The sequence below is a fragment of the Clostridium amazonense genome, assembly GCF_056431285.1.
Window position 1 is genome coordinate 237,786 of the sequence record NZ_JBWKMH010000031.1, and the last position, 14,857, is coordinate 252,642.

General features: G+C 26.7%; 11 protein-coding genes. All 11 read left to right on the plus strand.

What is annotated here, in order from left to right:
• The first annotated feature begins 12 nt into the window (after nucleotides 1–12).
• The 11 genes from AC07E4_RS13405 to AC07E4_RS13455 all read left to right on the plus strand — a co-directional run bounded on the left by AC07E4_RS13405 (nucleotide 13) and on the right by AC07E4_RS13455 (nucleotide 14,717).
• Nucleotides 13–651, plus strand: a complete 639-nt coding sequence (locus AC07E4_RS13405; protein WP_478216661.1) for an acetyltransferase — start codon at nucleotides 13–15, stop codon at nucleotides 649–651.
• Nucleotides 652–663: 12 nt separating this feature from the next.
• On the plus strand, nucleotides 664–1,656 hold the full coding sequence (locus tag AC07E4_RS13410) for an NAD-dependent 4,6-dehydratase LegB (RefSeq protein WP_478216662.1): 993 nt from the start codon (nucleotides 664–666) through the stop codon (nucleotides 1,654–1,656).
• A 19-nt stretch (nucleotides 1,657–1,675) separates the two neighbouring features.
• On the plus strand, nucleotides 1,676–2,788 hold the full coding sequence (locus tag AC07E4_RS13415) for a LegC family aminotransferase (protein ID WP_478216663.1): 1,113 nt from the start codon (nucleotides 1,676–1,678) through the stop codon (nucleotides 2,786–2,788).
• 9 nt (nucleotides 2,789–2,797) lie between these two features.
• A complete protein-coding gene (locus AC07E4_RS13420) occupies nucleotides 2,798–4,804 on the plus strand; it encodes a sulfatase-like hydrolase/transferase (RefSeq protein WP_478216664.1) in 2,007 nt (668 codons plus the stop codon).
• A 71-nt stretch (nucleotides 4,805–4,875) separates the two neighbouring features.
• Nucleotides 4,876–5,622 carry a class I SAM-dependent methyltransferase gene (locus AC07E4_RS13425; protein WP_478216665.1) on the plus strand — a complete coding sequence of 249 codons (747 nt, stop codon included), beginning with the start codon at nucleotides 4,876–4,878 and terminating at the stop codon, nucleotides 5,620–5,622.
• A 150-nt stretch (nucleotides 5,623–5,772) separates the two neighbouring features.
• Complete coding sequence (apgM, locus tag AC07E4_RS13430) at nucleotides 5,773–6,942, plus strand: 2,3-bisphosphoglycerate-independent phosphoglycerate mutase (protein ID WP_478216666.1); 1,170 nt, start codon at nucleotides 5,773–5,775, stop codon at nucleotides 6,940–6,942.
• A gap of 970 nt (nucleotides 6,943–7,912) precedes the next feature.
• Nucleotides 7,913–8,884, plus strand: coding sequence for a Gfo/Idh/MocA family protein (locus AC07E4_RS13435; RefSeq protein ID WP_040328502.1), 972 nt, complete (start codon nucleotides 7,913–7,915; stop codon nucleotides 8,882–8,884).
• Between the two features lie 18 nt (nucleotides 8,885–8,902).
• On the plus strand, nucleotides 8,903–9,466 hold the full coding sequence (locus tag AC07E4_RS13440; RefSeq protein ID WP_478216667.1) for an acyltransferase: 564 nt from the start codon (nucleotides 8,903–8,905) through the stop codon (nucleotides 9,464–9,466).
• A gap of 108 nt (nucleotides 9,467–9,574) precedes the next feature.
• Entirely contained in the window at nucleotides 9,575–9,754 is a 180-nt protein-coding gene (locus AC07E4_RS13445; RefSeq protein ID WP_040328506.1) for a YjfB family protein, read from the plus strand.
• 424 nt (nucleotides 9,755–10,178) lie between these two features.
• Nucleotides 10,179–12,206, plus strand: coding sequence for a methyl-accepting chemotaxis protein (locus tag AC07E4_RS13450; protein WP_040328507.1), 2,028 nt, complete (start codon nucleotides 10,179–10,181; stop codon nucleotides 12,204–12,206).
• Between the two features lie 468 nt (nucleotides 12,207–12,674).
• A complete protein-coding gene (locus AC07E4_RS13455) occupies nucleotides 12,675–14,717 on the plus strand; it encodes a methyl-accepting chemotaxis protein (RefSeq protein ID WP_040328508.1) in 2,043 nt (680 codons plus the stop codon).
• Nucleotides 14,718–14,857: the final 140 nt, after the last annotated feature.

Consider the following 14,857-nt stretch of genomic DNA (forward strand, 5'->3'; position numbering starts at 1 on the left):
TAGAGGAGTTATATGGAAAAAATAATACTTATTGGTGCAGGTGGTCATACTAAAGTATTAATAGATGTAATAAATAGTAAAAAAGAGTTTTCAATTGAAGGATTAATTGATAAAGAGGCTAATGTAGAGTTAGGTGGTAAATATTCAATAATTGGTACTGACGAAGATTTATATAATATATATAAGGATGGAATAAAGTTTGCATTTGTTGGGGTAGGTGGATTAGGAAACTTACAAATAAGAAATAAGATATACAGAAATTTAAAAAATATAGGATATAAAGTGCCTGTTTTAATTCATGAAAATTCTATAGTGTCAGAGTATGCGACAATAGATGAAGGTACATGTATTATGCCAGGATGTGTAATTAATTCTGGAGTTAGAATAGGAAAGAATTCAATAGTAAATAGTGGAGCTATAGTTGAACATGATTGTATAATTGGTGAAAATGTTCACTTATCACCAGGAAGTGTATTAGGTGGAAATGTAAATATAAATAACAATACACATATTGGATTAGGAGCAAATATAATTCAAGGAATAAAAATAGGTAAAAATGTAACTATAGGAGCTGGAGCTGTTGTTATAAATGATATAGAAGATAATGCAGTGGTAGTAGGGGTTCCTGGAAAAATTATAAAATTTAAATAAGAGGTGAGTTATATGAATTTAAAAGGGAAAAGGGTTGTTATAACAGGTGCTGATGGTTTTATAGGTAGTCATTTAACAGAGCAATTAGTAGAATTAGGTGCAAATGTTACTGCTTTAGCTCAATATAATTCCTTTAATAGTTGGGGTTGGTTAGATACATTAGATAAGAATATTTTAAATAGCATTAATGTTGTAACTGGGGATATAAGAGAATACGATAATATGAAAAGATTGATAAAAGGAAATGATGTTGTTTTTCATTTAGCAGCTTTAATAGCTATACCATATTCATATTTATCACCAATGGCATATGTTAGAACAAATGTTGAAGGAACTACTAATGTTTTGGAAGCGTGTAGAGAATATGATATAGAGAAGGTTATACATACATCTACATCTGAAACATATGGTACAGCACTATATGTTCCAATAGATGAAAAGCATCCAATGCAAGGACAATCGCCTTATTCAGCTTCAAAAATTGCAGCAGATAAGATGGCTGAAAGTTATTATAGAAGTTTTAATACTCCAGTAACAACTATAAGACCATTTAACACATATGGACCAAGACAGTCAGCAAGGGCTGTAATACCAACAATAATTTCACAAATATTAGCAGGAAAAAAAGAAATAGAACTTGGTAGCTTAACACCAACTAGAGACTTTAACTACGTAAAAGATACTGCTAATGCATTTATTAAAATTGCAGAAAGTGATAAAACTATTGGAGAGGTCATAAATGCTGGTTCTAATCATGAAATAAGCATTGGAGATTTAGTAGAAAAAATAATAAATATAACTGGAGAAAATGTAAAGATTATTTGTGATGAAGAAAGACTTAGACCGGAAAAAAGTGAAGTTAATAGATTATGGGCAGATAATAAAAAAATAAAAGATTTAACTGATTGGAAATCAAACTACAGTTTAGATGAAGGCTTAAAAGAAACTATTGAATGGATAAGAAATAATATGAATTACTTCAAAACAGATATTTATAATGTTTAGATGAAAAGGAGGGCAAATTATGATTCCGTTAAGTATACCTAAAATTGAAGGTAATGAGTGGAAATATATAAAAGAATGCTTAGATACTAATTGGGTATCATCAGCAGGGAGCTATGTAGATAAATTTGAAATAGATTTCGCCAAGTATTTAAAATGTGAGGAAGCTGTTGTAACAATGAATGGAACAGCTGCATTAGAACTTGCCCTAAGAACATTAAATATAGGTGAAGGGGATGAAGTTATAGTTCCATCAATGACTTTTATATCACCAGTTAATACGATTAGATATGTAGGTGCAGAGCCTGTATTTATAGATGTTTGTAGTGACACTTGGGTAATGGATACAGATAAAATTGAGGAAATGATAACTGAAAAAACTAAAGCTATAATGCCAATTCATATTTATGGACAACCAGTAGATATGGACAAGGTTATGAAAGTTGCAAAAAAATATAATTTATATGTAATAGAGGATGCAACTGAGGGGTTAGGATCTAAGTATAAAGGAAAAGCAGTTGGAACTATAGGAGATATAGGATGTTTCTCATTTAACGGGAATAAACTTATAACTACTGGTGCAGGTGGAATGCTTGTAAGTAATAATACTAGATTTACTAAAAAAGCAAAATATTTATCAACACAAACTAAAACTATACTAGAAAATGGAGCTATGCATCATGAGGAAATAGGTTATAACTATAGAATGCCTAATATACTTGCGGCTATGGGATGTGCACAGCTTGAAAAAATAGATGAGTATATAAAAATAAAAAAAGAAAATGCAGAATTTTACAATGAATTACTAAAAGGAATAAAGGGAATAAGAGTTATTAAACAAGAATGTGATATTGAAAATGTAAATTGGTTATATTCAATAGTATTAGAGAAAGGTTTTTGTATAAGTAGAGATGAACTTATAGAAAAACTAAAAAATGATGGAATACAAACAAGACCTTTTTTTATGGCAGTACACAAAATGAACCCATATTTAAAGTATAAATATGGAGAAATGAAAAACACTGAGTATGTTGTTGAAAATGGAATAAATTTACCGAGTTCTATTTCAATAACTAAGGAAGAAATAGAATTAATATGTGATAAAATTAAAAAGTATGCTATAGGTGATATGTAGAGGTATATTATGATTAATTTAAATGAAATTAAACAGCTAAAAAGTGAAATTATTAAAACTGTAGAAGAAGAAAATATGAACAATGCACTAGAACTTATAAGTAATTATGAAAAGTATATAAGTGATATAGACGTAATTGTTATGAAATCTATAATTCAATTTAATATGGGAAAATTAGCTTACGCAGAAGAAATATTAACTAATGTTTATAATAAATTTGAATTTAATTTTGAAGTTAACTACAATTTGGGGATGATTAATATATGTCAAAACAAGATAAATAATGGACTTAACTATTTAATAAAGGCTATGACTTTAGACAGTAGTAAAAAGGATATGGTTTCGGATATTATAAAAAATTTATTAGAAGATAAAAAAGTGCTAAATCAATTTGAATGCATAAGAAAAAAAGCAATAAGTGAATTGGAAAATTACAGTAAATTTTTCCCGGAAAATTATGATGGGGGAAATTTAATAGGAGAATGTATAAGTAATAAAAGTGAACGATTTTATTGTGGAATTTGTGATAATTATGTTGCAAAGAGAGATGAAATATTCTTAGAAAGCATAGCAAATGGTCACAATCTTTTTAAAACTGAAGTTTTAAGGGGTAAAAAGATAAAGAGCAAAAAAGTGATTTGTAATAAAAAGACTATTTTACCTATAATGAAGTTTCCAAATAGTGAATTAGAATTTAAAATAGGTAAAAATGTATATAATTTGAGTGAGAATTTGCCGTATAGATATTATTATTATTTGATAAATCCAGGAGAAGAATTATTTATAAATTCTGATGAGTTCTTTGTTCTAGGAGATTTTATAGAATTAGAAATAGATAATGATAAGCCAAAGGTTGTTTTAAATTTATTCGTAGATGGATTAACCCAAGAAATGTTAAAGAAAAGTTATCTAAAGGAATATATGCCAAACACTTATAAATTTTTTAAAGATGGAGCAATATGTAAAAATACACATGTTACTAGTGAATGGACTTATGTAAGTGTGGCTAGTATATTTACTGGAATGTATACTACCAATCATAGAGTGTATCATCCAATATATGATACTAAAAATTTATTTAAACACGAGTTATATACAGAAGTTTTTAATAGAAACAATTATTTTTGTTCAAAAATAGATGGAAATTGGAGAACAACACCAACATTAGGTTATATAAAAGGAATGGACAGGACAATATATCAATCCAATGTTAGAGGAATGTATTCTAAAGATATAGTAACTGAGGTTATAGAGAATTTAGAGATGTTCAAAGAAAAAAACAACTTTTTATGGACATGCTTATTTGATTTACATGATATATCTGATGAATTAGAAGTTGATGTAGTGTCGCAAAGCAGGTGCTTATTAGAAAATAGATTTGAAAATAGCACTGATGAAACAAGTGTAAGAAAAGAATATAATACGAAAAAGTTGGAGAAGTATAAAATTAAATTAAGAAGTATGGACATATATTTAGGGATGTTGTTTAGCTTTATAAAAGAAAACTATTCAGAGGATGATTATATAGTATCATTATTTTCAGATCATGGACAAGGATATCTTGCTGAAAATCAAGAATTTTTAGGAACTTATAGAACAAAGATACCTTTTATGATTAGAGGAAAAGGTGTTAAAAAGGGTGAATGTAATGAAATGATATCATCGTTAGATATATTCCCAACAATTTTAAATTTATCAGGAATAACTGACTTTGATATGAAAGATGGAAACATACCTAAGTATTTTGGTGGTGAAAAGGAAAGAGAATACACAATAACTGAAAGTATATATCCCGGAAGCACTTATAAAGCAGTAGTGAATGATTTAATACATGAATTTTTCTTTGAAACAGAAGGCTTATGTACTCAAGATGGACGAATTTCAATAGAGGAATATAAGGTTAAACTTATAAATAAAAAAACAAGGGAAGATGAGACTAATTTGTATAATGATAAGGTTCTAAAGTATACAGATATAGTATTAGAACATATAAAAGATTATATATTAATAGAATAACTCTATAAAATTGTTATGTAATAAGAGAAGAGTGATTATAAAACATTTTTTAGAATATAGGAGAAAAAAATATGAGTTCAATAAAAACTGATTGGGCAAAAAGAGCAGAAACTTATAATAATATTAAATGGGTAAATAATGATGAAACATTAAATTCTATGATTGAATTTTGTGGTGATGTTAACAATAAGAAAGTTTTAGATTTAGGAACAGGTACAGGAAAAGTTTTAAAGACTTTAAAAGGGCATTTTCCAAATGGAGAATTTTATGGTGTTGATATAAGTGAAGAGATGATGAGTAAAATAGATAATAAAGAGGAATTTAACTTAAGTGTAAGTAAGATAGAAGAGTTAAAAGAATTTAAAGATAATACATTTGATGTTTTAACAGCAAGAATGGTATTTCATCACTCAGAAGACTTAGAGAAAGCTATGAATGAAGCATATAGAGTATTAAAACCTAATGGAAGATTTATTTTATGTGAAGGGACGCCTCCAAATAAAGAGTGTGTAGAATTTTATAAGGAAATGTTTAAGTATAAGGAAGATAGACATACTTTCTTAGTTGATGATATTACGAATCTAATGATAAATAGCAATTTTGAAGATATAACATCAAAAACTATAGTTTCAAAGAATATGAGTTTAAATAATTGGATAGATAATGCTGGAATTCCAGATGAAAATATAAGAATAATAAAAGAAATGCATTATGAAGCATATGAAAATGAAATACTAAGAAAATCATATGCAATGGAAAAAAGAGATAATGATATGTATATGAATTGGAAATTTACAGTTACTTGTGCGATAAAATAATAATATATCTATTTAGAGGGGAGATTTACTCTCCCTTTTTTATTTTATATGAAATTGAAATGTATAGCACTGTACAAAATTAAAATAAATTAGTAGTATAATCATATATGGATAGTTTACATAAGTTAAAATATACTAGGGGAGATCAAGATGAAGTATGTACTTTTAATAATAGATGGAGTAAGTGATGAAGCAATAGAAGAGTTAGGTTATTGTACACCACTAGAAAAAGCAGTTATGCCTAATATTGATTATGTAGCATATAATGGGCAGGTTGGGCGAATTGATACTGCATTTAAGGGGTATCCTGTTGAAAGTATGGTTTGTATAATGGGACTTTTGGGATATGATGCAAGAAAGTATTATCCTTGTGGTAGGGCATCAGTTGAAGCAATAGCTCAGGGGATAGATATAGGAAAAGATGATTTAGCTTTTAGATGTAATATAATAACTACAGATAAAGAAAAGAAATATATAAATGATTTTACTGCAAATCTTATTAGTGATAGTGAGGCTAAGAAGTTTATATCAGACATTAAATTGCCAAGAAAAGATATAGAAATATATCATGGGCAAAGTTATAGAAATATATTAGTTGTTAGAAATTCGGAAGTTAAAGCGGATGACATAAAGTGTTATGCACCACATATGCATATTGGGGAAGATATAAATAAATTAAGTATATCTTCTAATAATAAACCACAAATTGCTAAGATGTTAAATGATTTTATAACGAGTACATATAATTTAAAAAACAATGAAATGTTGTGGCTTTGGAGTCCATCAAGAAAGATAGCGATACCTAAGTTTAAAGATATGACAGGGCTTAGTGGAGCAGTAGTTTGTGGAATGGATTTTTTAAGAGGAATAGCAATAGCAGCAGATATGGATTATGAAGTTATAGATGGTACAAATGGATATATAAATACAGATTATTCAGCAAAGGCCAATTGTGCCATAAAATATATAGAAAATCATGATTTTATATTAGTGCATGTAAATGCAACTGATGAAGAAGCACATCAACACAATTATAATGGTAAGATTAAAGCAATAGAAAATGTAGATAAATTAGTTCTAGGTCCAATACTTAAGGAATTAAAAAATAAATACAAAGATGAATATAGAATTGCAATTTGCGGGGATCATATGACAAGATGTAGAGATGGAAAGCATGTAGGAGAACCAGTGCCATTTGCAATTCATGGAAGTAAAATACATATAAAATCCAATGAAGGATTTAATGAAAAAAGTGTAGAGAAATATACCCCAATAAAATCTACAGATTTTATATCAACATTTTTCAATAAAAATAAATAAGAAATATATTGAAGATGCTAGAAAAGCATCTTCTTTTTTGTATTTAAAGTTATGAATCCAAATCCAAGACCGCCAAGACTAAAGTCTCAGCTACGAAGGGGAAAAAGGTAATGTGCCATATATTTATTAAAATTTTTTATGTAGGGTGGAATTCATTCCAGCCATTAGATGTACCAATAAAAATATTATGAATGAAATGAATAATAGCATCAATAACTGTCAAATGTCCATTGTCAACTGTCAATTGGTAAAGTAGGCGAGGGTTGAAATCTTAGATATGTGTGGAAAAGAATAAAAATTTATTTTCATAAGTAACAAAGTTGGGATTTTAACAATATATTAAATAGAGTGGGGATATAGGAGTACAAGTGGAAAAATAAAATTATTCTTGTTTAAGTTGAGAAGGTGCAACTCAAAGTAGAGTGCAAAAATTAACAATTAACAATGAAGGATAAAACTGAAGTATCAGTTTTTTAATTGATTTTTATAATGCTTTGTAAAGTAAATTAGTTGAAAACAATATAAAAACGTAGTTTTTAGGTATTTCTATTTTTAGATATTAGAAACGAAGTGAGTAATATTAACCATAATTGTCAATTGATAAATTAGGCAAGATTTTAACCTTCCTGTTACACGATATTATTTTTAATCTTGTAGCCGTATCAAAGCCGCCAAGACTGAAGTCTCAGCTACAAATGGAGAAAGAGGTTTTAATAAAAAATCCATTAAAGATATTGTGAATGAAATGAACAATATCATCAATCACTGTTAATTGGTTCCAAACATGATAATAGAATAAACTGTAGGCTTAATAATATCATTTGAGAAGGCTATTATTTAAAATTTTAGCTTGGAACCTTATAAACATAAGATTAAATAAAAGTATGAAAGTATACATATACAATATAAGTATATAAGAAAATATTTCAGAATTTTATTATGAAACTCTATAGATATGGAGGAGAAAAAGATGAAGGTTGGAGTAATTGGAGTAGGTAAAATGGGGGCAAATCATATTAAGAGTTTTTGCAATATAAAAAATGCAACATTAGTAGGATGCTGTGATGTTGATAAAGATAGAGTAAATGAAATTTCAACATTATATAATATTAAAGGTTATTATAATTATAGAGATATGATTAATGACATAGATGCTGTTATAATTGCTACACAAACTATTTATCATTATGAGATAGCAAAATTTTTTATGGAAAATGGAAAACATGTTTTGGTGGAAAAGCCTATTACATTTAAATATGATGAAGCAGAAAAACTTATAGAGATAGCTAAAGAAAATAATGTAAAATTTACAGTTGGACATGTTGAAAGATTTAATCCTGTTATAGATGTTTTAAAGAATATATTTAATAGTAATGAAACAATTGCTATGAGTGTTAAAAGAATGAGTCCTGTAGATAATAGGGTACAAGATATAGATGTAGTTTTAGATTTAATGATTCATGATATAGATGCTATTTTATACATCATGGATGGTAAAAAAATTAATAACATTGAAGCTATAGGAAGAAGTGTAAAAAAAGAATCAATTGAACAAAAAAACTGTGATTATGCAGTGGCATATATTTATTTCAATAATGGAGTTATAGTAGATTTAACAGCTAGTAGAGTTACTGAAAAGAAAATTAGAAATTTATATATTAATAGTGTAGATAAGTTTATTGAAGTTAATTATATGGATAAGAGTATAACTATTTTTAGTCAATTAGAAAGAAATCTAGAGGATAAAATAGGATATAAAAATGAGTTTATAACTAAAGAGGCATTTATAATTAATAAAGATGCATTAATTGAACAAAATCAAAATTTTGTGGATTCAATAGTTAGAAATGTACCATTAAAAGTTAAGGCTGAAGAAGCATTGATTGATTTAAAAGTTGTTAATATTATACGTGAAAAAATATATAATAAAAAATTTATATAAATTGGGATGTGATATATTATGAATTACTTTAAACATCCAAGTGCAGAAGTAAATGAAAAAGCAATTATAAAAAATAATACAAAGATTTGGAACAATTCTCAAGTTAGAGAGAATGTATTAATAGGAGAAAATTGTATAATAGGTACAAATGTATATATAGATTTTGATGTAGTTATAGGAAACAATGTTAAGGTTCAAAATGGAGTTAATGTATACCATGGTGTAGAGATTGAAGATGATGTATTTGTTGGGCCAAGTGTTACATTTACAAATGATATGTATCCAAGGGCTTTTAATAATGACTGGGAAGTTTTTAAAACATTAGTTAAAAGAGGGGCATCAATAGGTGCAAATTCAACAGTGGTTTGTGGAATTATTATAGGAGAATTTGCAATGATAGGGGCAGGGAGTGTAGTGACTGAAAATGTAAATCCATATGAATTAGTTGTTGGAAATCCTGCTGAAAGAATTGGTTATGTATGTAAATGTGGTAACAAATTAAATAAAAATTTAGAATGTGAAGTTTGTAATAGAAAATATGAAATTTCTAAAGAAGAAAAGATCATAGAAGTTAATAAATAAATATCATAAGAATTTTAAAATAAGAAACTATAGTTCATTATTTTAAAATTATCTCGATAATGTAGTATAGAAGTAAAATTCTAAATTAAATGAAAGCGAGGAATTTTTATGGATATAGGAGCATTATCTATGGGAATGAGCAATGCATCATTATCAAGTGCAGTTAGTTTAGCAGTTACAAAACTTCAGATGAATTCAAATGATCAAATAGCTGCTGGATTAACAGAAATGATGGGAGAAATGGCAGTTGATCCTAATGTAGGTTCAAAGCTTGATGTTCAAGCATAAAGAATTACAAAATTTATAGATATAAAAGAGTTAGCTTAATTAAGTTAATTCTTTTTTTATTTTATAGGGAAACAAGTTGAAAAATACAATTATGGTTATTTGATATTTAAATAATTTCATTTTACAACTTATATTCATATAATATTTAGATATTTATTTATAAGAAAGAAAAATGTAGAATATTGTTGTAAAAAATTTTTTTTACATTAAAATCAACCGTTCTATTGATAAAGTATGAAATATGAAGTAAAATGTTAACGAAAAATTAACTCAGAATGAAAAAAGTGTAAAATAATGAGTTTTAATTCATATAAAATTAATTAAATTCAACTATATAAAGAAAGTAAATATGTCTATTTATGGTTGAGTTGAAAATTTAGCAGTAACTTATAAACAAATGAAAATTAATTTAAAGGAGAATAGAATGAAAGATAAAAAAAGGAACGGTAAGTTTAAAAGTGTAAAGACAAATATGACTATAGAGTCTGTTGGAGCAGTTATTATAATTTTACTTTCTGTAATTATTTCAGTAAATATTGTAGCTGTAAATATTATAACTAATATGACAAAACAAAACATGAAAACTATGACATCACAAGCATCACAAATTATTGGTAAAGGAAATCAAATAAACACCCAGTTAGTAAAAATATTAAGTAGTGGAAATGAAATAAAAAATAAAGAAATTGATAATACAAAAAAGTTATCAATACTTGAAGAATTTAAAAAGAACAATGATATATTATATGTTTCAATAACAGATAAAGATGGAAATGTATATATAAATGATAAGATAGACTTTGGTAATGTAAGTAATGAAGAATTCTTCAAAGAATGCATTAAAGGAAATAGTTATACTGAAACTAAAAGATATAGCAAAGAATTAGGAAAACATGTGTTGACATACAATGAGCCGATAAGGAATGGAAATGAAATTATAGGAATATTAACTGTAGCTAGAGATGCAAAAAAATTATCAGAAGAAATTAGCAACATAAATTTAGGAAAAAATGGCGGAGTTTATGTTATAGATAAAAATGGAAATACTATTTTAAGTAATGTATTTGAAGATATAGAGAATGAAGAGAATATAATTGAATTAGCGAAAGAAGAAAGTGCAGTAGTGCCTGTAGCAGATATGCATAGAAATGGAATAGCAGGAGAAAGCGGTGTAGGGGAATATAGTGCAAATAAAAGTACTAAGTTTTTAGCATATACACCTATAGCAGGAACAGATGGATGGGTTACATGTATTTGGCTTAAAAAATATGAAGTTCTAAGTGCTTTAACTGAGCTTCAAAAAGTATTTATAGTAATAACTTTAATAGCTATTATGATTTCTATTTGTACAAGTCTTAGAATGGGAAGAAGGTTTGGAAAATACTTAGATAAAATAAAAGGTGCTATTGAAACTATGGAAAGTGGAGACTTTACCATGACTTTAGATGAAAAGGATATAAAACTTCAAAATGAAGTAGGAGATATATATAGGTCAATAAGAAATAGCAAAGATTCTATAAGTGAAATAATAAGAGCTGTAAGAGATAATTCAGAAACTATAAATGAGCAATCAGAAATATTAAAGGTAACATCGGTTGAGATGTTAGAAGGATCACAAAATATTGCAACAGCAATAGGTGAAGCTGCCAAGGGAAATGATGAACAAAGTGAAGAGATGACTAATATAAATATAACAAATAAAATGTTCGATGAAAAAATAACCTATATGTCTGAATATGTTTCAGAGTTAAGCAATACAGCTGAAGAAGTCGGTAGTGAAGTAGAAAAAAGTAACAAGGACATGGAAAAATTAATTACTTCAGTGAATGAATTTAGTGAAACATTTAGTGAATTTGTAGAAGTTATTACAAGTGTAGATAAGAAAATTAATTCTGTTAATGATATAACAACAGTAATAAATAGTATAGCTGAACAAACAAATCTACTTGCATTAAATGCAGCAATAGAAGCAGCAAGAGCTGGAGATGCAGGAAAGGGATTTTCAGTAGTTGCAGATGAAATAAGAAAGCTTGCTGAACAAAGTAAGGAATCTGCTATAGAAATAACAAAAGTCATAGAAGATGTATTATGTGAAAGTAGCAACATGTACAATAGCACAAAAAATATGAGTGACGAAATGAAATGTCAAAAAGATAATATTGAAAAAACAATTAAATCATTTAAAAATATGGAAGATTTTATACAAGATATTATACCTAAAATGGGAATAATGAGTGAGAATTCTAATGAAATAAAGACAGAAAGTCAATCAATAGCTAATAAGTTAGAAAATTGTACAGCTATATCAGAGGAAATGTCAGCAACAACAGAAGAGATATTAGCTTCAACAGAAGAATTAAATTCATCAAATGAAGAAGTTGCAAATACTGCAATAAAATTATTAGATTTAACTAAAGAATTAAAAGAAAAAGTTGAGATATTTAAAATTTAATTAATAAATATATGAAGGTATAGTATGTAAGTGCTATACCTTTTAATTTTTAGAGGACCAATTCATTGATAAAGTAAAAAATTTATTTTAAAAAATATAAATGAAAATTAATTTAAAAAAGGTCATAAATACATACTTTTAAGGAAAATAGAATAAAAATAAAATTTTATTAAATTTACAATATAATACTAAAACAATTTATGATAAAATAATTATAAAATCAACAAACTTCCAATAAATATTTAAAATGAAGAATAAAAGGCAGAAAATGAAGAAAAATGTCGAAATGGGAAAAACAATAAGGAGTATGTCATGAAAGATTATTTTGGGGACAAAATATAAATTTAAACTTATTAAGGGTAAAATTTAAAAGATATTAGTAGTTTTTTAAATAAAGTTATTTTAAGTTATATAAGTTTATTTTTAGGGGGTGCCTCATATAAAAGCTATGAAATAGGGGTGGTATAATTGGTAACAAATGAGAATTTAAAAAAGAAGAAAATTAGAAAAAGCATTAAAAAACAATTAATGATGAAAATTGTAGGTGCATTTTTAGCAGTCTTATTAGTGATATTGATATCTGTTAACGTGGTAGCAACTAAGATACTTACACATAATAGTACAGAATCTATGAAAACAATAACAGATGAAGTATCAAAAATAGTATCAAAAGAAGCAAAAGATTGTTTAGAAGTTGCTGATTTTTTAAGTGAAAATATTTACATAAAAGATGTAAATTCAACGATAGAACAAAAAAAAGAGATAATGGCTAGGTATACTAAAAAATATAATTTAATATCAATTGGATTTACAGATAAGAATGGTAAATTACATGCTACTGACGGAACTGATGGGTTGGATAGTAAAGATAAGCCATATTTTAAAAATGCAATGGCGGGAGAAAAGTTTATACAATCTACTACATATTCAAAAAGCAGCAATAAATACATAATGATATATAGTGTACCTGTTAAAGCTGGTGATGAAATAGTTGGTGTTTTAAGCATTGTTCAAGATGCTAAGAAATTATCAGAAGCTATAGGAAGTTTAAAATATGGAGAAACTGGTGGGGTATATGTAATAGATAAAAAGGGAGCAACCATAGCAAGTAGTTCTTTTGATGATATTAAAGCAAGAGAAAATATAATAGAGGAATCTAAGACTGATTTAAAATTAGTTGATATTTCAAAAATACAACAGAAAGCCATTAATGGAGATAAAAGTATAGGCGAATATACATATAATGGAGTAACTAAGTTTTTAGCATGTGTTCCAGTTGAAAATACTGATGGATGGGTTACTTGTGTATTTATAGAAAAATCAGAAGTGCTTAATAGTTTAAATAAATTGCAGATTTTATTAGTAGCTATAATAATTATTGCATTAATCATAGCAGGTACAATAAGCTTATTAATAGCAAATAGGTTAACTAAGGCATTTAATAAAATAAAATCAGCAGTTAATACAATAGCAAATGGAGATTTTACTATAACATTGAAAGATGATGATTTTAAACGAAATGATGAGATTGGCGATATATATAATGCATTATATAAGTGTAAGATTTCTATGAGTGAATTAATAAAAGCTCTTAAAGATGATTCAAAAGTTATAAATAATCAATCAGAAATTTTGAAAAATACATCAGAAGAAATGTTATCAGGAGCTACAGATATATCAGCTGCAATTTCAGAAGTTTCAAATGGAAATGATGAACAAAGTACAGGATTGACAATTATAAATCAGTCTATGATAAAGTTTGGAAATCAAATAGAAGAAATGAATGGAGCTATAGTAAATATAAATAAGATGGCTGAAAATATTGGTTTAAATGCAACGAAAAGCAATAAAGATATGGAGAATTTAGTTGAGTCAATGAATAACTTTGGAAATGGTTTCAATGAATTTACTAACATTATAGAAAAGGTAAATAGTAAAATAAATTCAGTTAATGAAATTACAAAAGTGATAAATGATATAGCAGAACAAACAAATTTATTAGCATTGAATGCAGCTATAGAAGCAGCAAGAGCAGGAGAGTCAGGAAAAGGATTTTCAGTAGTAGCAGAAGAAATAAGAAAACTTGCAGAACAAAGCAAGGATTCTGCTATTGAAATAAATAATGTTATAAATGAAGTTTTAAATGAAAGTAAGAATATACATTCTAGTACAGAAACAATGCAAGAAGATATTATAATACAAAAAAATGATATAGATAAAGCTATAATATCATTTAAAAATATATCTAAAAACATAGATAATATATTACCTAGAATAGGTGAAATACAAGCTGCATCACAAGATATAAACATGGAAAGAGAAGAAATTTCAAAAAGAGTAGAAAATACAACAGCTATATCAGAAGAATTGTTAGCAACAACAGAAGAAATTTCAGCATCAACAGAAGATTTTAATTCATCAAGTAAGGACGTTGCAAGTGCTTCTGCAAAATTGTTATGTTTAAGTGGAGAATTAAATAGTAGAATAGAATTTTTTAATATTGAAGAATAGAATGAGTATAAAAAATAGAGAAGAAAAATTCCTTCTCTATTTTTTTATTAATAAACAATACGTAGAAAAAAACGAAATAAATAATAAATATGTAAAAATTTATTAAATAATATCGATAATTGAAATAAATGCGAAAATTT